Source organism: Bacillus sp. SRB_331 (genome assembly GCF_003264175.1).
GTDB classification, from domain to species: Bacteria; Bacillota; Bacilli; order Bacillales; family Bacillaceae_G; genus Bacillus_A; species Bacillus_A mycoides.
Window position 1 is genome coordinate 22148 of sequence record NZ_NADV01000032.1, and the last position, 22581, is coordinate 44728.

21 protein-coding genes, 2 pseudogenes and 2 riboswitches are annotated in these 22581 nt (G+C 35.4%); of the genes and pseudogenes, 13 read left to right on the forward strand and 10 right to left on the reverse strand.

Annotated features, from left to right (window positions below; genetic code table 11):
* Positions 1 to 94 precede the first annotated feature (94 nt).
* The gene (locus B5P42_RS22305) at positions 95 to 1354 is read left to right on the forward strand and encodes a multidrug effflux MFS transporter (RefSeq protein ID WP_003186924.1); all 1260 of its coding nucleotides are present in this window, start codon (positions 95 to 97) and stop codon (positions 1352 to 1354) included.
* Positions 1355 to 1386: 32 nt separating this feature from the next.
* Here B5P42_RS22305 and B5P42_RS22310 read toward each other — a convergent pair whose 3' ends face one another.
* Positions 1387 to 1833: a hypothetical protein gene (locus B5P42_RS22310; protein WP_113735251.1), complete on the reverse strand. Its 447-nt coding sequence runs from the start codon at positions 1831 to 1833 to the stop codon at positions 1387 to 1389.
* Positions 1834 to 2108: 275 nt separating this feature from the next.
* On the opposite strand from B5P42_RS22310, the gene B5P42_RS22315 reads away from it, so the two are divergent.
* The gene (locus B5P42_RS22315) at positions 2109 to 2612 is read left to right on the forward strand and encodes a hypothetical protein (protein WP_113735252.1); all 504 of its coding nucleotides are present in this window, start codon (positions 2109 to 2111) and stop codon (positions 2610 to 2612) included.
* 37 nt (positions 2613 to 2649) lie between these two features.
* Here B5P42_RS22315 and B5P42_RS31785 read toward each other — a convergent pair.
* Positions 2650 to 2742 (reverse strand): annotated as a pseudogene (locus B5P42_RS31785) (DUF3951 domain-containing protein); the annotation flags it as partial.
* A 132-nt stretch (positions 2743 to 2874) separates the two neighbouring features.
* Positions 2875 to 2979: riboswitch (SAM riboswitch) on the forward strand.
* Between the two features lie 137 nt (positions 2980 to 3116).
* On the opposite strand from B5P42_RS31785, the gene B5P42_RS22320 reads away from it, so the two are divergent.
* Genes B5P42_RS22320 through B5P42_RS22340 form a run of 5 tightly spaced genes read left to right on the forward strand, consistent with a single transcriptional unit; the run spans position 3117 to position 8416 of the window.
* The gene (locus tag B5P42_RS22320) at positions 3117 to 4034 is read left to right on the forward strand and encodes an ABC transporter permease (protein ID WP_113735253.1); all 918 of its coding nucleotides are present in this window, start codon (positions 3117 to 3119) and stop codon (positions 4032 to 4034) included.
* 16 nt (positions 4035 to 4050) lie between these two features.
* Positions 4051 to 5055 carry an ABC transporter permease gene (locus B5P42_RS22325; protein ID WP_002139910.1) on the forward strand — a complete coding sequence of 335 codons (1005 nt, stop codon included), beginning with the start codon at positions 4051 to 4053 and terminating at the stop codon, positions 5053 to 5055.
* Positions 5012 to 6022, forward strand: a complete 1011-nt coding sequence (locus B5P42_RS22330; RefSeq protein WP_113735254.1) for an ABC transporter ATP-binding protein — start codon at positions 5012 to 5014, stop codon at positions 6020 to 6022. Before B5P42_RS22325 ends, B5P42_RS22330 begins: the two co-directional genes overlap by 44 nt.
* A complete protein-coding gene (locus B5P42_RS22335) occupies positions 6019 to 6792 on the forward strand; it encodes an ABC transporter ATP-binding protein (protein ID WP_107888037.1) in 774 nt (257 codons plus the stop codon). The genes B5P42_RS22330 and B5P42_RS22335 overlap by 4 nt, the downstream gene beginning before the upstream one ends.
* A 13-nt stretch (positions 6793 to 6805) precedes the next feature.
* Positions 6806 to 8416 carry a peptide ABC transporter substrate-binding protein gene (locus B5P42_RS22340; RefSeq protein ID WP_113735255.1) on the forward strand — a complete coding sequence of 537 codons (1611 nt, stop codon included), beginning with the start codon at positions 6806 to 6808 and terminating at the stop codon, positions 8414 to 8416.
* Positions 8417 to 8440: 24 nt separating this feature from the next.
* Here the strand turns inward: B5P42_RS22340 and B5P42_RS22345 are convergent, their stop codons facing one another.
* Positions 8441 to 8908, reverse strand: coding sequence for a YusW family protein (locus B5P42_RS22345; RefSeq protein WP_001221531.1), 468 nt, complete (start codon positions 8906 to 8908; stop codon positions 8441 to 8443).
* A 172-nt stretch (positions 8909 to 9080) separates the two neighbouring features.
* Between B5P42_RS22345 and B5P42_RS22350 the strand changes: the two are divergent.
* From B5P42_RS22350 to B5P42_RS22365, 4 genes and pseudogenes are all read left to right on the forward strand, one after another.
* A pseudogene (locus B5P42_RS22350) lies at positions 9081 to 9979 on the forward strand (helix-turn-helix domain-containing protein).
* A gap of 18 nt (positions 9980 to 9997) precedes the next feature.
* Entirely contained in the window at positions 9998 to 10189 is a 192-nt protein-coding gene (locus B5P42_RS22355) for a hypothetical protein (protein ID WP_113735256.1), read from the forward strand.
* A 65-nt stretch (positions 10190 to 10254) separates the two neighbouring features.
* Positions 10255 to 10836: a TetR/AcrR family transcriptional regulator gene (locus B5P42_RS22360; protein ID WP_113735257.1), complete on the forward strand. Its 582-nt coding sequence runs from the start codon at positions 10255 to 10257 to the stop codon at positions 10834 to 10836.
* A gap of 58 nt (positions 10837 to 10894) precedes the next feature.
* Positions 10895 to 12034 carry a YhgE/Pip domain-containing protein gene (locus B5P42_RS22365; protein ID WP_113735258.1) on the forward strand — a complete coding sequence of 380 codons (1140 nt, stop codon included), beginning with the start codon at positions 10895 to 10897 and terminating at the stop codon, positions 12032 to 12034.
* A gap of 46 nt (positions 12035 to 12080) precedes the next feature.
* Here the strand turns inward: B5P42_RS22365 and B5P42_RS22370 are convergent, their stop codons facing one another.
* From B5P42_RS22370 to proC, 4 genes are all read right to left on the reverse strand, one after another.
* Positions 12081 to 13721, reverse strand: coding sequence for a peptide ABC transporter substrate-binding protein (locus B5P42_RS22370; protein ID WP_113735259.1), 1641 nt, complete (start codon positions 13719 to 13721; stop codon positions 12081 to 12083).
* 504 nt (positions 13722 to 14225) lie between these two features.
* Positions 14226 to 15866: a peptide ABC transporter substrate-binding protein gene (locus tag B5P42_RS22375; RefSeq protein ID WP_113735260.1), complete on the reverse strand. Its 1641-nt coding sequence runs from the start codon at positions 15864 to 15866 to the stop codon at positions 14226 to 14228.
* 135 nt (positions 15867 to 16001) lie between these two features.
* A riboswitch (SAM riboswitch) is annotated at positions 16002 to 16106 on the reverse strand.
* A 154-nt stretch (positions 16107 to 16260) separates the two neighbouring features.
* Positions 16261 to 17094 (reverse strand): aldo/keto reductase, encoded by an 834-nt coding sequence (locus B5P42_RS22380; protein WP_002063472.1) that lies wholly within the window; start codon positions 17092 to 17094, stop codon positions 16261 to 16263.
* Position 17095: 1 nt separating this feature from the next.
* Positions 17096 to 17899, reverse strand: coding sequence for a pyrroline-5-carboxylate reductase (proC, locus tag B5P42_RS22385; protein WP_002091431.1), 804 nt, complete (start codon positions 17897 to 17899; stop codon positions 17096 to 17098).
* A 196-nt stretch (positions 17900 to 18095) separates the two neighbouring features.
* On the opposite strand from proC, the gene pnuC reads away from it, so the two are divergent.
* Positions 18096 to 18746 (forward strand): nicotinamide riboside transporter PnuC, encoded by a 651-nt coding sequence (gene pnuC, locus B5P42_RS22390; RefSeq protein WP_113735261.1) that lies wholly within the window; start codon positions 18096 to 18098, stop codon positions 18744 to 18746.
* A gap of 67 nt (positions 18747 to 18813) precedes the next feature.
* Here the strand turns inward: pnuC and B5P42_RS22395 are convergent, their stop codons facing one another.
* The 3 genes from B5P42_RS22395 to modA all read right to left on the reverse strand — a co-directional run bounded on the left by B5P42_RS22395 (position 18814) and on the right by modA (position 21440).
* Positions 18814 to 19665, reverse strand: coding sequence for a GRP family sugar transporter (locus B5P42_RS22395; RefSeq protein ID WP_002140141.1), 852 nt, complete (start codon positions 19663 to 19665; stop codon positions 18814 to 18816).
* A 297-nt stretch (positions 19666 to 19962) separates the two neighbouring features.
* Entirely contained in the window at positions 19963 to 20637 is a 675-nt protein-coding gene (modB, locus tag B5P42_RS22400; RefSeq protein WP_002029397.1) for a molybdate ABC transporter permease subunit, read from the reverse strand.
* Positions 20638 to 20642: 5 nt separating this feature from the next.
* Complete coding sequence (modA, locus tag B5P42_RS22405; protein WP_113735262.1) at positions 20643 to 21440, reverse strand: molybdate ABC transporter substrate-binding protein; 798 nt, start codon at positions 21438 to 21440, stop codon at positions 20643 to 20645.
* A gap of 131 nt (positions 21441 to 21571) precedes the next feature.
* On the opposite strand from modA, the gene B5P42_RS22410 reads away from it, so the two are divergent.
* Complete coding sequence (locus B5P42_RS22410) at positions 21572 to 22519, forward strand: substrate-binding domain-containing protein (RefSeq protein ID WP_002009921.1); 948 nt, start codon at positions 21572 to 21574, stop codon at positions 22517 to 22519.
* The last annotated feature ends 62 nt before the right edge of the window (positions 22520 to 22581 follow it).

Consider the following 22581-nt stretch of genomic DNA (forward strand, 5'->3'; position numbering starts at 1 on the left):
TTTTACATTATTAAACAGGAAAATACGGTATACTTGACGTATATTCATGTTGTAACTATAATTGTTACGGTTAAGTGTTTATATGAAAGGGTGAATGGAAAAAGTGAATGGAGTTAATCACGAAATATATAAACCTGTAAAGACAAACAGGTTATGGATGATTCTTGTATTAGGGACACTTACGGCAATTGGGCCATTATCTATTGATATGTATTTGCCTTCTTTACCAAAGTTAACGGATGATTTACAAACGGGTGCATCCCTCGCGCAGCTTACATTAACTGCTTGTCTGCTTGGGCTTTCAGTAGGGCAGTTATTTATTGGTTCAATTAGTGACATTTACGGAAGACGCAAACCTCTTATTATCGCTCTTATTATTTATGTTGCTTCTTCTTTACTTTGTGCTGTTGCACCATCGATTTGGAGTTTAGTGCTTTTACGTTTCTTACAAGGTGCTTCAGGATCTGCTGGTATCGTTATATCACGTGCAATGGTACGTGATATGTATTCAGGTTCTGAAATGACGAAGTTTTTCTCACTGCTTATGTTAGTAAACGGAGCAGCGCCTATTTTGGCACCGATTATTGGAGGGCAATTATTACAGTTCACATCATGGCGCGGCGTTTTTATCGTTCTTGGAGCAATTAGTGTATTCATGCTAATATCAGCTACTTTCGTATTACGTGAAACATTACCTCCTGAAGAAAGAGAAACAGGTGGTTTGTCAGGGACATTGGCGACATATGGAAAACTGTTAAAGGATCGTTTGTTTATGGGATATGCATTGTCACAAGGGCTAGTAACGGCGGCAATGTTTGCTTATATTTCTGGTTCACCGTTCGTGTTGCAAAATATATACGGAGCATCACCACAGCAATTTAGCTTATTCTTTGCGATTAACGGTATCGGTATTATTATTGCTAGCCAAGTTACTGGCCGCTTAGCAGGGAAAGTTAATGAGAAAACTTTATTTGTTGCTGGTATTATTATTGCGGCTGTTGGCGGTCTATCGTTACTACTTACAATCGTATTAGGAATAGGGCTAATCGGTGTTTTATGCTCGCTATTTCTTGTTGTATCAAGTGTCGGGGTTGTATCAACAACTGGGTTCTCGTTAGCGATGAGAAATCAGAAACAGGCTGCAGGAACGGCATCGGCTTTATTAGGTTTATTACAGTTCATTTCAGGAGCACTTGTTGCACCATTAGTAGGTATTGGCGGAAGCAATACCGCATTACCGATGGGGGTTGTGATAGCGCTTTGTGAAATTGGTGCTGTGTTATGTTATCTATTTATGGCCAGAAGAAGTGAGAAGCAGTTTGAACTGCAACAAAGACAAAATTTAGAGGCTTAATAAAAAAGAGCTGATTCAAACATTTCTTTGAATCAGCTCTTTTTTTCATTTCTTCGAAATAACTCATACATATTATTCATGATCGCATCATATAAGAAAGCAAGTTTATCCCATACCCAGCGGTTACTATCGACCTCTTTCTCTCCGCAGTCAATAATATCAGTATGATCTGTAATTCTATATGCCCTCTCAACGATAATAGGAGCAATCTTCGGTATACGTGGAATTTCTTTTAAAGCATCTGCAAAGTTTCCGATATAAACATGACCGATAATTTCGATTGTTAATGATTTATCAGAAATATTGAGTACAGTATGAAATTGATTTGTATGTTGTGTTTTTAAATATTGGGCTAACTGAAATGGAGCATGCTTCTTTTTTAATACGCGGCGAAGGCTCTCTGTATTTTCAATATGGAGTGATTTTTCGCGAATAAGGACGCGAATGTCTTCTCCCATAAAATTTATTGTATTGTACATATATAATTCTCCTTTGAAACTTTAAGCACACTTGTTTTATGTATATGTAAGTCTAGCACGGTATGTTCTATAGGTGTGCTTACAGTTTTGTAAGGTAGGGTAGTGAAATAATGGAGAAGTTACTTGCATAAAGTGACGATACTGTGACAAAAATGGTGGTATATATATTAAGATATCGTCTTAAGTGCAAAATTTAGAGCGTTCTCGGTATAATAACAAGTGGAGATAGAAGAAACTATAATTAGTAGTAGCTGTAGATAAAAGGAGAATAAGAGATGAAGAAGGTTTTCGGTATTGCTGTAATGGGAGGTATGCTCCTTCTAGCAGGATGTAATGGGAATAAAGAAGTGAAAGAACCAAAAGAAAAGGTAGAGCAATCTACTGAACAAACAGAAGAGATGAAGGTGTATCGCGAGGTACATGAAAAGTATGATGTGAAGATGAACAAAGAAATTAATAATGCATTACAGTTATGGGAAGTGGCAAAGGAAAAGGGCGGTAAGGAAATAACTAGTGCTAAATATAAAGAAGACGTACAAAAGGTAACAACGGGCATGTTAGAGGATATAGATAATATACGTAAAGAAATTCGTGTGCCGAAGTCGAAAGAACAAGAACATGAAATGTATGTTGGTTTCTTAAATGAAGCAGAACAAGCGGTGAAAAAGTTGCAGAAATTAGCTAAAGAAGAAGATTCATCGTTGATTCGTGATATAGAAATTAATTTTTCAACAGCATCGACATACTATAAACGTTTTCAAACAGAAACGGAAAAATAACCTTGCGCATGCAAGGTTATTTTTTCTTCTTACCATCTCAGTCTTCATCTTCGCATACTAATACTTTTTGCTCTTCGTGAAATTCGGAAATAGTTTGTCCGGTAATATTATCGAAGGGGTTATAAAGTGAAAGACTGTAATTTCGATAACTAACGTCATTAAAAACTTATTTTTCTAAATATATCCAATTTGATTGACTTTTCATTTTTTCAGAATTATAATTCAAAATATACAATTTGAACCAAATAATAATATAGCAATTTACTTATCCAGAGAGGTAGAGGGACTGGCCCTATGACACCTCAGCAGCGGGTTCTGTAATAGAACACCGTGCTAATTCCAGCAAGCAAGTCTTGCAAGATAAGTGATGGGCATAGTTTTATTAAGCCTTGATCTTATTTTTTAAGATCAAGGCTTTTTGTGTTTTAAGAAGTGGCGAAGCAGTAATGGGAACAAATATGTCAATAAAACAAAGTAAATTCATTTGTTTAGGGGGTTATTGAAGTGTATGTTATTAAAAAACTATCGGTTATGGTGTTTACGCTATGGGTCATTACGACAGTAACATTTTTAATTATGCATATTATTCCAGGGGATCCATTTTCGTCAGATGCGAAAATCTTTCCTGAAGAAGTGATACAAAACATGAGAGCTAAGTATCACCTTGATGAACCGTTATGGAATCAGTATGTTGCTTATTTGGATGGGGTAGTTCATTTTGATTTTGGTGAATCTGTTCAATCAACAGGTCAAGGTGTATCGGAAATTATAACAACTGGTTTTGGACCGTCGGCAATTATTGGTTTACAAGCACTTGTTATTTCATTGTTAGTCGGAATTGCCGCAGGTACATTTGCCGCGCTATATCATGGGAAAGTGATTGATTATAGTGTGAGCTTGCTTGCGATTCTCGGTATTTCTATTCCTAGTTTTATTTTAGCACCACTATTTATACAAGTATTCGCCATCCAATTTGAACTCTTGCCAGTGGCGTCTTGGGGAACGTTTGAGCATACTGTATTACCTTCTTTCGCATTAGCGCTCGGGCCAATCGCAGTTATTACAAGATTTATTCGCTCTAATATGATTGAAGTGTTGCAGAGTGATTATATTAAGCTAGCGAGAGCGAAAGGTATACCAATTAAGAAAATCATTATAAGACATGCTCTTCGAAATGCGATTGTTCCGGTACTTACATTTGTTGGCCCATTAATGGCTGGACTTTTAACAGGGACTTTCGTTATTGAAAAAATCTTTTCAATTCCTGGTTTAGGAAAATATTTTGTAGACAGTATTTTCAACCGAGATTATCCGGTGATTATGGGAACAACCATTTTCTATAGTGCGCTATTAATTGTATGTATTTTTATTACAGATATCATTCATCGTATTGTTGATCCGCGCATTCGTTCTATTACGTAAGGAGGGTGATGTTTAAATGGGGGCTTATGAAATTAATGACCAGTTATTAACGAATGAAGAGAAAAAAGAATTAACGATAAATAAAGATCAGCAAACGATTAGCCGGAAAAAGGAAGTGTTTCGCAAGTTTATATCAAACCCTATAGCAGTTTTAGGGGCAGTGACGTTATTACTAATTATTGTTTTCTCGCTTATTGGCGAAAGTTTAACGCCATTTACTGCGAGTGAACAAGTAAAAGAAGCAACTAATTTACCGCCTAGTAGTGAGCATTGGTTCGGAACAGACGATTTAGGGAGAGATATTTGGGCGCGTACTTGGGCTGGTGGGAAAATTTCATTAACAGTTGGATTGGTAGCAGCAGCTCTTGATATAGGGCTTGGTGTACTTATCGGTGGCTTTAGTGGATATGTGAGAGGACGTAATCGTCTTGGAACGTTAATTGATGAGTGGATTATAAGAGGGATTGAAGTGTTATACGGTATCCCATATTTACTGATTGTTATTTTACTATTAATCATTATGAAACCAGGACTTTTTACAATTATTATAGCTCTTGCGTTAACGGGATGGATTGGCATGGCACGTCTCATTCGGGCGCAGGTACTTTCATTGAAACAAAGAGAATTTGTTATTGCAGCAGAGCGATTAGGTACACCTCATATGAAAATTATATACGGACATTTAATTCCAAACTTAACAGGGATTATTATCGTAAATTTATCATTTACAATTCCAGCAGCTATTTTCTCAGAATCATTTTTAAGTTTTATCGGACTTGGAGTACAATCACCAGCAGCGAGCTGGGGCACGATGACAAACGATGCACTCGGGACGTTACTAAGCGGAGAGTGGTGGCAACTTTTCTTCCCGGCAATCATGATTGCACTCATCATGTTCGCATTTAATGCGATTGGTGATGGTTTGCAAGATGCGATTGATCCGAAAATCGTAAAACGTAATCGAAAGGAGAAAAAACATGGCACAAATCTTATCTTTAGAAAACGTAACGTTGGCCGTTGAAAAAGAGAATAGTAAGCAAGCAATTGTGAAGCATGTTTCCTTTTCTATTAACGAAGGTGAAATAGTTGCACTTGTCGGAGAAAGTGGTTCAGGGAAAAGTGTTACAGCACAATCAATTATCGGCTTAAATCAAGAATCGATTCATATTGATGATGGAAATATATCTTTCCAATCAAAGGAATTAACGGATTTACAAGAATCAGAATGGAATCAAATTCGCGGGAAAGATATTTCCTTTATCTTTCAAGACCCGCTTTCATCTTTAAATCCGACGATGAAGGTTGGAAGACAAATTACAGAAGTAATTGTGCAGCATGAAAAGAAATCGAAAAAAGAGGCAAAAGAAATTGCAATTAACTTACTAAATGATTTAGGGATACTTGAAGCAGAGAAACGCTTTGAACAATACCCGTATCAGTTGAGCGGAGGTATGAGGCAGCGTATTTGTTTAGCAATTGCATTTGCTTGTCACCCGAAGCTCGTTATTGCAGATGAACCTACAACAGCATTAGATGTAACGATTCAAAAGCAAATTATGGAGTTGTTAAAAGAAAGAAAGGAAAAACAAAATACGAGTATTTTATTAATTACACATGATTTGGCACTTGTACGTGAAGTAGCTGACCGAGTAGTAGTTATGTACGGGGGACGTGTTGTTGAAAAAGGAACGATTCAAGAAGTAATTGGCTCACCTAAGCACCCTTACACAAAAAGTTTATTGCAAGCAATTCCGAATATGGATGATTCAGAAAAGGTACTTAGAGCAATTGAGGGAACAACACCTTCAATTGAAACGTTAAATAGTTTTGGATGCCCGTTTGTGAATCGTTGTCCTGTAGCGATAAAAGAATGTATTCATCGCTTCCCAGAGAGAACAACATATTCTGAGGAGCATAGTTCACATTGCTGGCAGCATATTCTGGAGCATAATAAAGCGAAATCAAAAGAGAGGGTGAATGCCTCATGACAACAGATTTAATTACTGTAAAGCAAGTAACGAAAACGTATGGAAGTAAAAATAAAGAAATCGCAGCGTTAAAAGGTATATCACTTTCTATCCCAAAAGGAACAACGCTTGGCATTATTGGAGAAAGTGGTTCTGGAAAGACAACACTTGGTAAGCTCATAGCTGGGATCGAGCGTCCAACGTCTGGTGAAATTGATTATAACAGTCAAGTTGTTCACAAGCTGAAGTCAGCTCATAAGCGGGATTTCTTGCAGAAAGTACAGTTCATTTTTCAAGATTCCACAGCTGCATTAAATCCGCGCTGGAAAGTACGCGATATTGTAACAGAAGGCTATATTTCATTCGGTTTAGGCGATAAAGGATTGAAAGATAAAGTCGCAGGTGATGCACTAGAGCGTGTTGGATTAGATAGACGATATATTGATCGCTATCCACACGAATTTAGCGGAGGACAACGTCAACGTATTGCCATTGCAAGAGCGCTATTATGTGAGCCAGAAGTATTAATCCTTGATGAACCAATTTCAGCATTAGATGTTTCACTGCAAATCCAAATTGTACATTTACTGCAAAAAATTCAAAAGGAACAAGGCTATACATATTTATTTATCGCACATGATTTACCGATGGTTCACTATTTATGTGAAAAAGTGGCTGTCTTATACAAAGGAGAACTTGTTGAATTTGGATATACGGACGAAGTATTCCGTAATCCACAACATTCTTATACAAAAACATTATTAGCATCAACACCAAAAATTTCAGGTTAAAGGAGAATGTAGGATGAAGAAGTTTTTACTGTTTGTCATTATGACTGTTTTAGCGATCACTTCTGTTGCTTGCGGTAAGAAAGAGACGCAAAAGGCGAGTGCTGGTAAGGGAGAAGGGGATCGATTAGTAACGAATATTAGCAGTGATCCGTATACGCTTGATTCTGCCATTGCGACAGATAGCACGTCAGGTTACATAATTGGACAGTTGTTTTCAAGTTTATATACGCAAGATAGTGATGGGAAATATCAAAATGAATTGGCAGAGAAAGAAGAAGTAAATGCGGATGGAACTGAATATACAATTCATTTAAAGAAAGATATTAAATGGTCAGATGGCTCTTCAATTACAGCAAATGATTTTGAGTTCGCATGGAAGCGATTATTAAACCCGAAAACAGGTTCTATGAATGCGACAGAAATGTATTTTATTAAAGGAGCAGAGGCATATAATACTGGAAAAGGTGAAGAAGGACAAGTTGGTATTCAAGTCGTTGATCCTCAAACATTAAAGGTAACACTTGAGCACCCAGTTGCTTCTATTAAACAAAAATTAGCAAGTTCATTATTTATTCCATTATCTAAAAAATCAATTGATGATAATAATAAATTAAAAACAGATCCAAAAGAGTTAATTACGAACGGACCATTCACGTTAAAAGAATGGAAGCATAACCAAGCTATTACAGTACAAAAAAATAAAGAATACTATGATAAAAAGGTAACATTAAAAGAAATTGAGTTTCGTATTATTCCAGATTCTAAAACAGCGTACCAATTGTACAAGTCAAAAGAATTAGATTTGCTAAGTAGCTTACCACAAGAGATGATTGAAAAAGAAAAAGGAAACAAAGAATATAAGCGTGTTGCAGGATTCTCATCTTATATTTATTCGTTTAACGTAGAAAAAGAGCCGTTTACAAATGCAAAAGTACGTAAAGCATTTTCATTAGCGGTTGATCGTAAGTTTATCGTTGAAAAACTGTATAAAAATAATGCACAAGAAGCATATGCTTTTGTTCCAGAAGGGGCAAAAACACAAGGTGGTCGTGATTTCCGTAAAGAAAAAGGCGATTACGTAAAATTCGATTCAGCAGAAGCGAAAAAATTATTAGAAGAGGGCATGAAAGAGCAAGGTTGGTCTACATTACCTGAAGTAACATTAAAATTCACTACAGATACACAACATAAAAAAGTAGCAGAAGCAATGCAAGAAATGTTTAAGAAAAATCTTGGTGTAGATATTAAATTAGAAAATAAAGAGTGGAAGAGTTACATCGACACATATAAGCAAAGTGATTTCCAATTAGCTTATATGGGATGGGGCGGCTCTCTATTGGATCCGATTACTAAGCTAGATTTATATGCAGGTGATGGTCCAAACAACTATGCAAAATGGCATAATAAAGAATTTGATGCTTTAGTAAAAGAGGCAAAAGTTGAACAAAACGAAGATAAGCGTTTTGACTTATTGCATAAAGCAGAAGATATTATGTTTGATGATACACCATTAATCCCAATTATTTTCCCAAGCTCTTCATATTTACAAAAATCATCAGTATCTGGCGTCCAATTCATTATCGGTTCTAGTCCAGAACTAAGATACGTAAAAATTAAAAAATAAAGAAGTAGGCAACCGCCTACTTCTTTATTTTATTTCTCTTTTATATTCTTTTTTCGTTCCATCAGAGAAGACAACTTCTAAATCGAATTTTTGGTAGTCTTTATCAAGTTTGAATACATTTACTACTTGATCAATTACTTCTTGATCTGGTGTGTTTTTATCGAATTTTAATTCTTGTAGAAGAGGGCTTAATTTTGTAATAGCTTCGTCGCCTGTGAACTTTACATCTGTTTTATGATCTTCAATTTTTGCTTCCATTTTCTTATCCGCTGCTACATTTTTATAATCAGCTTCGTAGTCTTTCTTCGTATCTTGATAGTCTGCCTTTAAATCAAATTCATTAAAGTTTAGTTTTAAATCTGCAGGGGCCTCATTTTTTGCTTCTTCAGTCGTTTTCTTATTAGAAGTTGTATCTTCTTTTGCAGGAGCTTTACATCCTGTTAATGCAGGTACTAGCATAAGAGCTAATAAAATTGATAGTAAAATTCTCATTATAAATTCCTCCTTATGTAAATTTGTTCTATACAAGTTTTTCCCAATTTCATGTAATTATGTATGTGTTGAAAATAAATTATTTACTTATAGCTTTAAGAATTAATCCGCAATTTAAATCAAAAATGATTTGTATGTATATGGTAAATTGAAGTTGTAAGGAGGTACTGAAATGCATGAAGAATATAAAGAGATGATAAAAAAAGCAATCGAATATATAGAGAATCATTTACATGAAGAGCTTACAACAGAAAGAGTGGCATTTCACGGGGCAGTATCGATGTACCATTTTCATCGTATTTTTCAAAGTTATATTGGGATGAGTGTAACGGATTATGTTCGTAAGAGAAGATTAACTCATGCTGCACAGGCTTTAGTATCGACTGAAAGAGCAGTCATTGATATTGCAGTGCAAAATGGCTTTTCCTCACAAGAGGCATTTACTAGAGCTTTTAAAAGAATGTTTCAATTACCACCAAAAAAATATCGGAAATATTTCCAGTCATTTTATATAGAAAGAGAGGGCGTTTTAATGGAAAAGGTATACCGAAAGGATGGGTATTAAGTGGAAGTCATCCTGCTGAATATGAGATGGGTTTAGATTACGAAGTTGTTCATCAAGGAAAAGTATCTGCATATATAAAAGGAAAAGAGAACGTTACACACGGAGGGTTTTCAACACTAATGCAAATGTTCCGAGCGGATAAATATGTAGGTAAGAGGTTGCGTTTAACAGCATTTATTAAGAGTGAAAATGTAAAAGACTGGGCAGGATTGTGGATGCGAGTAGACGGAAAAGATACAGAGCCTATTGCTATGGATAACATGCAAAATCGTCCAATTAAAAATACGAATAACTGGCAATCATACTCGGTTGTACTAGATATAAAAGAAGAAGCACTTGGTATTGCATTTGGTGTTTTATTATCAGGAGAAGGCTGTGTCTGGCTAGATAGTATTCGTTTTGATGAAGTGGATGAAAAAATTCCTTCAACAGATTTGGCAGAAAACTTTTATGAAACACTCCTAGAAGAGCCGGTGAATCTGCAATTTGAAGAAATAGAAAAGTAAAAAGTAAGGAGAAAAGGTATGCTCAAATATGTAAAACTAATAAGTATTAGTTTAGTAGTATCGTCTTGTATTATGGGAATTAACTATTTAATTAGCTATCTTTGGTCAGGGCATATACCTTCTTTGACGTGGAAAACATATTTGATGTTTATGATTATATTTATGATGAGTTTTGGTTCAATACAAAAAGATGGGAAAGAGGATTATTGACAATTATTAGAAAAAGTATATAATCTAAATGTAAGTGATCACTTGCATGAGGAAGAGAGGATTTTATGGCGCGCTCAAGGACAGCAGAAAAAATTATTCAAGCAGCGATTGAATTAGTGAAAGAAAAGGGATATACGGCAGCAACAACGAAAGAAATTGCAATGCGTGCTGGTGTTAATGAAGTAACGATATTCCGCAATTTTAAAAGTAAGAAGGGTGTTATTGAAGCGGCGGTTGCCGAATTTTCATATATACCGTATTTAAAACAATTTTTGCAAACAGAAATTGTGTGGGAATTAGAAACGGATTTAAAGAACTTAGCAAGGCATTATCATAAATTTTTGAATGAAGTAAAAGATATTATCTCTATTGGTATACGTGAGGCTGGGGAATTCCCTGAATTAGACGAGGAAATTGCAAAAATACCACAAGGATTAAAAACGGAATTAATGATTTATTTTACAAAGATGCAGGAACAGGGCAAGATTATTAATACGAATATTGAAGCACAAGTAATGAATTTTATATGGATCAATTTTGGTTATTTCTTATCTAAATTACGATTTGCAAATCGACTGACAGAAATTGATAATGAGAATTTTATTGAGAATAATATCATCTTATATGCTAGGGCATTGAGGCCCTAGTATTTATTTGAAATGAAATGCAAGTGTGTACTTGCTTGCTAATTAGGAGATTGAGAAGATGAATATATTAAAGCAATTTTTAAAATTACCAGGTACGTATGTAGGAATGGTAGTTGCGTTATCATTCCAACTTATTTTCTTTTGTGTGTGGTTAACAGCATACGATGGAGTGAATGAACGGGCCAATCAAATGCGTATTGCGATTGTAAATGGGGATGCAAATATAGGTAGTAAAATGGCGGAAGGTTTACAGAAAAATTTACCGTTTCAAGCAGAAAAAGAAACGTCTATGGAAAAAGCCAAAGAGGAAATGAACAATCATGCATACGATATGATTATTGAAATTCCCGCTTCTTTCTCAAAAGATATAAATGAAGCGGGAAAAACAAATTTAAACTTCCACATTAATCAAGCGAATGCCATGATGGCGAAACAAATGATGGAAGGAGCAGCAAAACAAATTCGAGATAATGTAAATAAGGAGATAGCAAGTTATAAAAAACAAGAGATTGTTGGAAAATTACAAGCTGTAGGATATGAAAATGTAGAAGTGATGAAAGGCTTAACAGCAGATTCAATTGGCTTTACAGTTCATAAAGTAAATGATGCAAAAGGGTTTTCCGTTAATATGGTACCACTTATGATTGTATTAGCTTCATTTGTAGGAGCAATGATTATGAGTATGGAATTATCGAAAGTGGCAAAAGAAGTGGAGGGTGGTTGGAGTAATTTCTTATCCCGACAAATAATTAACGGTACAGTATCAATTTTAATTGCATGTATTACAATGGGCCTGATGAAAGGGTTCCACATTGAAGTACAAGAAACGGTATGGAATATATGGATGTTTCAAGCAATCGTCTTCTTTGCATTCCTTTCATTAACGCAAATGTTTATTACCGTCTTTGGAAATGCAGGTATGCTTTTCAACATTATCTCTCTTTCTTTACAACTTGTAAGTTCGGGCGTCATGGTACCACATGCAATGCTTTCTAAAACATATCAAACGATCGGTGAATTATTTCCCGCAACATATGCAGCGAATGGTTATTACACAATAATATTTGGTGGAGTTAATTTAGCGGAAAATATTATTTCATTATTACTTATTATACTAGTTACACAATTGGTAGCGGGAATCACTATAGGTATAAAAGTGATAGTAAAGAGGGGAAGTTCTGTAGTTAAAGAAGCATAAAGTAAAAAAGGTATCCTTCGTGGGATACCTTTTTTACTAGTGTTTATTATTTTGCAACTTCTGTCCACTTGTAGTTAAATTCACCGCCGAAGTCTGTTGTTACAAGTCCTTTAATAAATCCGCGTTGTAGGTAAGAACGACCTTGTTGGTATAAAGGAGCAACAGCACCATCTTGTAATAAGATTTTTTCAGCTTGCTTCATTGCTTCCCAGCGACCTTTTTCATCACCAGCTAAATCAGTTTTTACTTTACGAATAAGCTCGTCGTACTCTTTGTTAGAGTATTTATCGAAGTTATAAGCACTATCTGTTGTGAATAGATCTAAGAATGTAATAGGGTCTGCGAAGTCAGGGCCCCAGCCATCGATTCCGATTTCGTAATCACCACTTAATAGTAGTTTTAACTGCTGTTTACGTGGTTGAGGTTTTAAAGTCACTGTTAATCCATCTAGATTCTTTTCTAGTTCACCTTTTAAATATTCGCCAGTTTTCTTAGCTAAAGCATTATCGCTTGTTAATAGTTCAATTGTTACTTTGTCAGTACCAAGTTCTTGTTTCGCTTTTTTCCAGTTTTCTTTTGCAGATTTCACATCATCTTTGACTAGATTTCCATTCTCTTTACGGAAGTCATTACCGTCTGGACTTTTTGCGAATTTCGCAGGAACCATTCCTTCTGCTGGGATTGCACCGTTATTTAAAATTGTTTCTACGTACGCTTTTTTATTCATTGCTTCGTTAATAGCGAGGCGTGTATGTTGATTTTTTAATACTGCATTTTTCTGATTTAGTCGTAAGAATTGGATACCGACTTCAGCGCGTTCCTTGAAGTTGGAATCGTTCTTATACTTATCAACAAACTCCGCAGTTAAAGCAACACGATCAATTTGTCCTGAATCATATAAGTTAACTTCTGTAGATTTATCTTTAACGACATTGAAGTTGATTTCTTCTAGTTTTACAGTTTTAGCATCCCAATAGTTAGGGTTCTTCTTCAATTGGAAGCTTTGTTCATGTTTCCAGTTATCTAATGTGAAAGCACCATTGTAAATTAAATGATTTGTTTCTAAACCGTATTTATCGCCTTGAGATTTTAAATACTCTTCATTGATTGGTAAGAATGTTGCAAATGTCGTTAAGCTTAAGAAGTAGGGAACAGGGCGGTCCAGTTGTACTTCTAAAGTTTTATCGTCAAGAGCTTTAACGCCTAATTGATCGATTGCTACTTCTTTTTGGTTTATTTGTTTCGCATTTTTTATATCAAAGAATAAGAATGCATATTCAGCAGCTGTTTCAGGGTTAACGGCACGTTGCCAAGCGAAAATAAAATCTTTTGCTGTAACAGGAGTACCGTTTGACCATTTCGAATCACGAAGATGGAATGTATATTTTGTTTTGTCTGGACTAATGTCAACTGAATCAGCGACACCAGGGATTGGTTTATTATCTTCTCCCATTGCATACAAGCCTTCAAAAACATTTCTCATTACGTTCATGGATTCCCCATCCGTCGCTTTTGCAACATCCATTGTTGGAATTTCTGAAGCAAATGATAAGTTAATCGCTTGTTTATCAGGTGCTTTATCGTTCGCTTTCGCTCCGCCTGCATTATCTTTATTTCCCCCGCAAGCAGTTAGTAGTAGACTTGCCCCTAAAACAGATGCAACAACAGGTACAACTTTTTTCTTCATTGTTCTTTCCTCCCTAAATGTGTTGTTCGTAACGTCATAATGTCCATGTCTTGAAGTGTAGCTATAGAAGGAGAGAAAACCTATTATAAATATGTGCATATAGGTAATCAGGTATTCTATATGTATATACATGTTGAACTATAATCTATCGTTATATGTTTCAACTTAGTAGACATTACATTTTGATGGTGAAATATTTCGTTTATTTGATTATTTAGAATATTAACACTGGAAAGAACTATATGTCAATAATAAAAAGTGGAGTGTTAATTTCTTGGAATAATATATTGAAAAAGCAGATTTCCTCATATTAGGGAATCTGCTTTTAATATATTTTGCTAAAAAAACAATGGGTGTGGGTGGGAACACAATGATCTGAGTTGCATTTTATCCCGCATTAACGGGCAGTAAGATCCTCACCTCAAAATTCAGTGAAGCAAAGAAGTTAGGGGGGATCAACTGCCCGTAAAAGCCCGATTGGTGAGGGCTGATTAAAGTTTCACTTTATTTTTCAATTTTTGCCCATTTGAAGTTTAATTGACCTGCAAAGTCTACTTGCACAATGCCTTTCACATAAGAACGCTCTAAATAAGATTCTCCTTTTTGGTAAAGAGGAGCGATAACAGAGTCCTTAAATAAGATTTTTTCTGATGCTAGTAACGCTTCCCAGCGAGCTTTTTCATCACCAGCCAAAGTAGTTTTAACTTTTTCAATTGTGTCATCAAACTCTTTATTAGAGTAATGATCTAAATTGTAAGGGTTATTCGTCGTAAATAGTTCAAGGAATGTAATTGGATCAGCAAAGTCAGGGCTCCAACCGTCAATTCCAATCTCGTAGTCACCTTTTAATAAGAGTGAAACTTGTTGTTTACGTGGTTGCGGTTTTATATTTACCGTTAAGCCATCTAAATTCTTTTCTAGTTGTCCTTTTAGGAACTCACCAGTTTTCTTATCAAGGTCACCATCACTTGTTAATAATTCTAATGTTATCTTTTCAGAACCAAGTTCTTTTTTTGCTTTCTTCCATAATTCTTGTGCAGATGTTGTATCAACTTTTGTTAAATCGCCGTTTGCAGTACGGAAGTCTTTTCCATCAGGCCCTTTTGCGAAGTTTTTCGGCACGAGACTAAAGGTTGGTGTAGAGCCATCATTTAATAACGTATTTACAAAAGATTTTCGATCAATTGTTTGATCGATTGCTTGGCGTGCAGAAACGTTTTGAAGTACTTTGTTTTGCTGATTCATACGTAAAAACTGTACCCCTACGTTCGGACGTTCTTTAAAGTTAGCATCCTTTTTATATTTATCAACGAAGTCAGATGTTAGTTTTATACGGTCTAATTGTTTGGATTCGAATAAATTTACTTCTGTTGATTTCTCTTTCACAACGTTGAAATTGATTTCTTCGAGTTTGACATTATCTTTATCCCAATAGGTAGGGTTTTTCTTAAATTTAAAGCTTTGTTCATGCTTCCAATCGCTTAGTGTAAAAGCTCCGTTGTACAAGATTTTGTTATCTTCTAAAGCGTACTTATCACCTTGTGCTTTAAAGAATTCCTCGTTGATTGGTAGAAATGTTGGGAACGCCGTTAAGCTAATAAAATACGGAACAGGGCGCTCTAATTCTACTTCAAACGTATGGTCATCAACTGCTTTTATACCAAGTTGATCGGATGGGAGTTCTTTGCTATTAATTTTTTTAGCGTTTTTAATATCCAGGAATAAAAAAGCATATTCAGAAGCTGTTGCTGGATCGACAGCTCTTTGCCAAGCGAAGACAAAATCTTTCGCTGTTACAGGTGTGCCGTTCGACCATTTTGAATCTCGTAAATGGAATGTGTATTTCGTTTTATCAGCACTTACTTCATGAGATTTCGCAACGCCAGGAACAGGTTTATTACCTTCACCAAGATTGTATAAACCTTCAAATACGTTTCTCATTACTTGACCAGAATCAGTATCTGTAGCACGAGCCGTATCCATTGTTCGAATCTCAGTAGGTGAAGATAAGTTTAAAACTTGCTTACTAGGTGCCTCATCTTTTGCATTTGCTCCGCTCGCTTCGTTTTTATAACTACCGCAACCAGATAATAAAATACTTACTCCTACAACTGATGCAATACCGGGTACAAACTTCTTTTTCATTTGATTTTCCTCCTAAATAGTTAATAAGATTGGATGATGATGAGGGAAATGAAAAACAAAAAATCCCTCTTTTCGTATTGAAAAAGAGGGATTTTTACGTACAAGTTATGCACCCGTATATAAACGAAGTCCCTCATTCTATCTTTCAAGCACAAAGCTTGCAGGAAGTGGCACAGTATTCAAAATGAACCTGCTGCCGAGGTTTCAAAGGGCCAGTCCCTCCACCTCTCTTGATACAATGAGTAAACAAATAAATTTTATTAATTTTTGTGTTTCTTTGATAATTCAAAATCTTACACCTTAGATAATGAAGTGTCAATCAAATGGAATATAGTTTAAATTTTCAGTTTTATTAAAAATAAAAAAACCACTGCATATGGCAGTGGTTTCCCTACTAGAAGTTAAAGTTATCTGGATCTGGACCAACGCGATGATTTTCATTTAAAGCTTGAATTGCTTTCATATCATCCGAGCTTAATTCAAAGTCAAAGATGTTTGCATTTTCAATAATGCGGTGTTCTTTAATAGACTTAGGGATTGTTACAACTTCATTTTGTAGATCCCAACGTAAAATAACTTGTGCAGTCGATTTATTATATTTCGTAGCGATTTCTTGTAATGTTGGGTGATTAAGTAGCTGCCCCTGCATTAATGGTGACCAAGCTTCAAGCTGGATGTTATGTTCTTTACAGAAGGCATGTAATTCTTCTTGTGCTAAACGTGGGTGGTATTCCACTTGGTTAACCATTGGTTTAATTTCTGCAATTTCAAATACGTCTTGCAAATGGTGAATATGGAAATTACTCACACCGATAGCACGAACACGACCATCTTTATAAAGCTGCTCTAAAGCTTTCCATGATTCAGTGTATTTTCCTTTTACAGGCCAATGTACTAAATATAGATCTAAATATTCTAGACCTAATTTTTCTAATGTAGTTTCAAATGCTTGTAGTGTTGACTCGTAACCTTGATCACTATTCCACACTTTTGAAGTGATGAATAACTCTTCACGAGGAATACCAGATTCTTGAATTGCCTGTCCAACGCCTTCTTCGTTTTTATATATCGCAGCAGTATCGATACTACGGTATCCATTTTTTATAGCTGCTTTTACAGAATCAATTACTTCTGTACCATCTTCAACTTTAAAAACACCCAAGCCAAACCAAGGCATTTTCACGCCGTTATGTAATGTTGTATAGTCGTTTAAACTTGTTAAAGTCATATTAATTCCCCCTAGCTTTTTTATTGGTCGCTTCAACTGCTTGTTGAATGACTTCTGAAAAATTATTTTCATATAGAACTTTTAAGCCTTCAGCCGTTGAACCTCCTGGTGTTGTTACTTGTTCACGGAGCATAGCTGGATCCTGATTTTGCTGGAGCATAGCGGCAGAGCCAGCAATCATTTGAATGACAAGGTGTTTTGCTGTTTCCTCATCAATACCATAGCTTTTCGTTGCTTCAATTAAACCTTCAGCAAAGTGATAGAGAAAAGCGGGTGCACTACCAGTAACTGCGGTAAGTTGGTGAACTTCCTCTTCGGTACAAAACTGTGAGGTACCGATACCTTTTAAAAGAAGTTGTAACGTTTCTTGATGTGTTTCATCTACAGAATGTCCCGTCGTATATAAGGAGATAGACTTTCCAATCCCAGCAGCTGTATTTGGCATAATCCAAGCAACAGGTGTCCCTTGGGGAAGTCTTTCTTCTAGATAAGATGGTCCGATTCCGGCAGCAACTGTCACGACAAATTGATTAGTTAGAAGAGGGGATAGATCCGCTAATAGCTGTTCATGTGCGACAGGCGGCATTGCTAAAACGATTGTATCTACAGATTTAATATGCTGTTTCCAATCTGTTGTAATCGATAGATCATATTGAGTTTGTAATTGCGTTAGTTTTTCTATGTTACTTCGGTTGGAAACAATAATTTCTTCGATGTATTCTTTACTTGTTGTAAGTAGTCCAGCAAATATAGCTTCTGCCATACGACCGGCACCAATAAATAAAATTCGATGTTTATTAGGCATATCCTTTATTCCTTTCTGATGAGAATATGTTATAAAAAACGATACCATTTTTAAGAGAATTTTGTAAAAAGAAACGGCTTATCGTAAGTGGAATAGATGAGTGGGGAGTTTTACAGGAGAAAATTTATAGTAAGTATAAGAGTTATTTCTTATACTGTTGATAGGGAGTTTATTACATATCTAGGGAGAGATAAATATGGTTAGAAGTCCACTTTTTTTACTCATTTCTAGTATTATTTGCATATTAGTTGGGTTCTATATCCGATCAAGTTATATTGAAATTTTCGCATCGGTTATGGGGATTATTAATGTTTGGTTACTTGCAAGGGAAAAGGTATCAAACTTTTTATTTGGGATGATTACAGTTGCGGTATTTCTGTATATTTTCACTACACAAGGCTTATACGCAATGGCAGTATTAGCAGCCTTCCAATTTATATTTAATGTGTACGGTTGGTATTACTGGGTTGCGCGTAGTGGGGAGGAGAAGGTAAAACCGACAGTTCGCTTAGATTTGAAAGGATGGATTATTTATATACTCTTTATTTTAGTTGCTTGGATTGGTTGGGGATATTATCAAGTCCGTTATTTAGAATCGACAAGTCCATATTTAGATGCTTTAAACGCTGTATTAGGATTAGTAGCTCAATTTATGCTGAGCCGAAAAATCTTAGAAAATTGGCATTTATGGATTTTGTATAACATAGTTAGCATTGTGATTTATATTTCAACGGGCTTATACGTCATGTTAGTATTAGCTATTATTAATCTATTTTTATGTATCGATGGCCTGCTAGAATGGAAGAAAAACCATAAAGAGCGAGAACGTGTAAATAATTATATTTAGAAAATAATTGTAATCAAAAAACCCCCTGAAGCATATACGTTTCAGGGGGTTTAAATATAGTGTGAATTTATGCTTTTGTCATACCAAGCAATACAGCGCCGCCGATAATTAAAACACTACCTAGAGCAATAAAGATCAATTGACGTTTTGTTTTCTTTTCACCTAAGAAGACAATCGCACCGAATGTTGAGATAACGATTCCAGTTTGAGATAATGGGAAGCTTGTCGCTACTCCGACACGTGGTAATGAAAGAAGTAAGAATAAGTTTCCTGTTCCCCAAAGTAAACCAGATACAGCATTACGAATTGCATATTTGTTAAATGGTTTATGTTTAGACGTCAGTACAACCGCACCAACGAACATACCAACTGCCTGTGGTAAAATAGCAGACCAACCATCGATATTATACCAACGAATAATAATTACATATACAAGATAGCCGAAAGTAGAAACAATTAAAGTAAGAAGTCCCTTTTTCAATTGTCCTGGTGGCTGTGCATTTTCTTTATCATCTAGTGATGTGAATACTACACCAATTACGATTAATAGGATTGCAATCGTTCCCAGAACAATCGTTGTAGTAGTAGTCCACTCACGAAAAGCGATAACCCCAAAGATAGAAGTTGCAACAAGTTGCATACCAGTAGAAATAGTTACAGTAGTTGAAACACCTAGTTTTTCAACTGTTTTTAATTGGTTTACTTGTCCTAAAGCCCAGAATAAACCTGAAATAAAGCCAACAATCAAGACTGTCATTGTTAAAGTTGGTTGAGTAAATACATACATAGTTGTTGCGAAGAATAGAGCACCGATTGTCATACCTACCGTTTGGCTATATGCACCACCGCCCATTTTTACGCTTACTAATAAGATGTTTCCCCATGCGATTGCAGGAAGAAGCGCTAATAAAATGTCCATTACAAGACTCCCTTCGGTTTTCTATACCAATATAATTACATATCGTTCTAACGATCGGTAATGCCCCACTAATAGAGTAGAAGATTACCGATCGCTAAAACAGGATGAAGAATTTACGATATAAATGCGTTTTCATTTCTTCATTTTTTGAAACACTTTCATATAATAACAGGAAATTACCTATTTTAGAAAGTGAATTCAAATAAAATGTATATTTAAATAAGGGGAAAAATTCAGTTATTAATCAGATCATTTTATTTTCCGGGAAATAAAAAGCAACTTTTGTCGAAAGTTGCTTTAAGAAGTAGTAATTCTTCTATTAATGAGTTGAATGCATAGTAAGAATAGAAGGGACATACTAATCGTTATGATTACAAGTGTCCAAGCTAGTTGCATATTACTCGCATCAATAGCCATATAAATCGCCGTTGGAATTGTCTGAGTTTTGCCAGGTATATTTCCTGCAAACATTAAAGTTGCACCAAATTCACCGAGTGCGCGAACAAAGCTTAAAATCATACCGCTAAGTAGTGCGGGGAATGCAAGCGGGAGTGTAACATGTAGAAAAACTTGATATTCACTTGCACCAAGATCGCGCGCGCCATCTTCAATTTGTACATTTGCGATAGAAAATCCTGTTTTTGCTGATTGGTACATGAGCGGAAATGCAACGACTGTAGAAGCAATGATAGCAGCAGTAGATGTAAACATAATGGACTGCTGAAATAATGATTCAATCCACTTTCCAATGGGACTGTTATTTCCAAAAATGATAATTAGAAAAAAGCCGATAACAGTTGGTGGAAGCACCATTGGTAATAAGAAAATAGTTTCTAGTAGTACTTTATATCGCCACGAGGAGCGCGCTAATGCTCGTCCAATAATCGTTCCTAAGATCGTAACGATTATTGTGGCGCACGCAGCTACTCGCAAGGATAGAAAGACAGGTGACAAAATTGCATCAAAGCTCATAGCGATTATGGCAGGATTGTAAATCCATATTTCTTAAAGATAGATTGTGCATCTTTTGATTGTAAATACTCATAGAATGAAGTCGCCTCTTTCTTATGCTTAGATTCCTTTATAACACCTAAAGGATAGTGGATTGGCTCATGAGAATTAGCTGCTACCGCTTCTACAATTTTTACCTTGTCTGAAACGAGAGCGTCTGTTTTATATACAATACCAGCATCAACATTACCTGTTTCTACATATGTTAACACTTGGCGAACATCTTTTGTAAATACGATTTTATTTTGAACGTCATTCCAAAGATTTTCATATGTGAGAGAAGCTTTTGCATATTTTCCTGCAGGTACAGATTCGGGTGTACCAAGTGCGATTTTCTTGATTTTCTCATCCTTTAAATCTTGAAATTTTGTAAGAGCACTATCTTTTGGAACGACTAGAACTAGTTCATTTCCAAGAAGGTTTTTCCCTTCTTTTTCATTAATAAATCCTTTTTTAACAAGAGTTTGGAATTTATCCTCTGCTGCAGAGAAGAATAAATCAGCAGGTGCACCTTGCTCAATTTGTTGTTGAAGTGCACCAGAAGCACCGAAGTTAAAAGAAAGTTGAATAGTTGGTTCTTTCTCTTTATATTGCTTTTCAATTTCTTTTAATGCATCTTGTAAACTTGCGGCCGCTGATATAGTCAGCTCCACTGATTCTCCCTCTTTAGCAGCTGACTTTTCTTCACTTGAACAAGCTACACTGAATATAAGAAGAAAAGAAAGTATAAGTACCCCAATGGATCGTAAAGTAAATTTGTTCATAAAAAATCTCCCTTCGTTTACTAAGTTAATTATAACTAAATATAACTAAATATAACTAGTTATAATTGAATGTAATTTGAACGATATAGTTGTTTTTAAAAACTAGGAGAAATATTCTTTTCTTTGTTACAATGAAGGAAGAAAGTGAGGAATCGTCTATGGATCATCATTCCTACACAACGGAAGAAGTAGCAAAGCAATTAAAAGTATCAAAATTAACTGTATACGACCTAATTAAAAAAGGAGAACTTCCTTCTTATAGGGTTGGTAGACAAATGCGCATTGATGCAGCTGATTTAGAACAATATATAAAGCAAATGAAAACAGGGAAGGTACAATTTACTCCTGTAAAGAAGGACGAAATTAGTAGTTCGAATACACGCATCATTAGTGGTCAAGAACTAACGTTAGATATGTTGGCAAAGCATATAGAAAATCGATTGCCAAATTCTAATATATTGAGAGCGTATCAAGGTAGTTTAACGAGTTTAGTGAAGATGTACCAGGGAGAAGGAAGCGTCGTTAGTTTACACTTATTTGATGGTGAAACGGGTACATATAATGTTCCTTACGTAAAACGTATTTTAGTTGGACAACCATATATTATGATGAATTTATTAGCAAGAAATGTTGGGTTTTATGTGCAAAAAGGAAACCCACAAAATATAAAAACATGGGCTGATTTAGCTCAGTCATCTATACGATTTGTAAATCGAGAAAAAGGTTCTGGTATTAGGGTGTTAGTGGATGAGCAATTGCGAATTCAAAAATTAAGTAAAGAAGATATTAACGGGTATGAATGGGAAGAATCGAATCACCTTGGCGTTGCCTCGCAAGTCGCGAATGGAAAAGCTGATGTTGGGGTAGGATCAGAAAAGTTTTCCCAAATTGTGAACGTAGACTTTATTCCAATAATGAAAGAACAGTATGATTTAGTACTTCTGAAGAATAAAGAAAATGAGGAACTTATTGAGGTTATAAAAGAGGTTTTGCAATCTGAAGAGTTTCACAATGAATTAAAAGCAATTGGTGGATATGATATAAGCAAAACCGGCCAAATTATATATGAAACAAACTAAAAGGCTGCTTGTCTATAAGACGAGCAGCCTTTTCTATATATAAAGGGGTTGGGGGAAACAAA

Coding starts and splice junctions, on each gene's coding strand:
- B5P42_RS22305 (WP_003186924.1), top strand. CDS start 95: ATGGAAAAAGTGAATGGAGTTAATCACGAAATATATAAACCTGTAAAG.
- B5P42_RS22310 (WP_113735251.1), bottom strand. CDS start 1,833: ATGTACAATACAATAAATTTTATGGGAGAAGACATTCGCGTCCTTATT.
- B5P42_RS22315 (WP_113735252.1), top strand. CDS start 2,109: ATGAAGAAGGTTTTCGGTATTGCTGTAATGGGAGGTATGCTCCTTCTA.
- B5P42_RS22325 (WP_002139910.1), top strand. CDS start 4,051: ATGGGGGCTTATGAAATTAATGACCAGTTATTAACGAATGAAGAGAAA.
- B5P42_RS22330 (WP_113735254.1), top strand. CDS start 5,012: ATGGCACAAATCTTATCTTTAGAAAACGTAACGTTGGCCGTTGAAAAA.
- B5P42_RS22335 (WP_107888037.1), top strand. CDS start 6,019: ATGACAACAGATTTAATTACTGTAAAGCAAGTAACGAAAACGTATGGA.
- B5P42_RS22340 (WP_113735255.1), top strand. CDS start 6,806: ATGAAGAAGTTTTTACTGTTTGTCATTATGACTGTTTTAGCGATCACT.
- B5P42_RS22345 (WP_001221531.1), bottom strand. CDS start 8,908: ATGAGAATTTTACTATCAATTTTATTAGCTCTTATGCTAGTACCTGCA.
- B5P42_RS22355 (WP_113735256.1), top strand. CDS start 9,998: ATGCTCAAATATGTAAAACTAATAAGTATTAGTTTAGTAGTATCGTCT.
- B5P42_RS22360 (WP_113735257.1), top strand. CDS start 10,255: ATGGCGCGCTCAAGGACAGCAGAAAAAATTATTCAAGCAGCGATTGAA.
- B5P42_RS22365 (WP_113735258.1), top strand. CDS start 10,895: ATGAATATATTAAAGCAATTTTTAAAATTACCAGGTACGTATGTAGGA.
- B5P42_RS22370 (WP_113735259.1), bottom strand. CDS start 13,721: ATGAAGAAAAAAGTTGTACCTGTTGTTGCATCTGTTTTAGGGGCAAGT.
- B5P42_RS22375 (WP_113735260.1), bottom strand. CDS start 15,866: ATGAAAAAGAAGTTTGTACCCGGTATTGCATCAGTTGTAGGAGTAAGT.
- B5P42_RS22380 (WP_002063472.1), bottom strand. CDS start 17,094: ATGACTTTAACAAGTTTAAACGACTATACAACATTACATAACGGCGTG.
- proC (WP_002091431.1), bottom strand. CDS start 17,899: ATGCCTAATAAACATCGAATTTTATTTATTGGTGCCGGTCGTATGGCA.
- pnuC (WP_113735261.1), top strand. CDS start 18,096: ATGGTTAGAAGTCCACTTTTTTTACTCATTTCTAGTATTATTTGCATA.
- B5P42_RS22395 (WP_002140141.1), bottom strand. CDS start 19,665: ATGGACATTTTATTAGCGCTTCTTCCTGCAATCGCATGGGGAAACATC.
- modB (WP_002029397.1), bottom strand. CDS start 20,637: ATGAGCTTTGATGCAATTTTGTCACCTGTCTTTCTATCCTTGCGAGTA.
- modA (WP_113735262.1), bottom strand. CDS start 21,440: ATGAACAAATTTACTTTACGATCCATTGGGGTACTTATACTTTCTTTT.
- B5P42_RS22410 (WP_002009921.1), top strand. CDS start 21,572: ATGAAGGAAGAAAGTGAGGAATCGTCTATGGATCATCATTCCTACACA.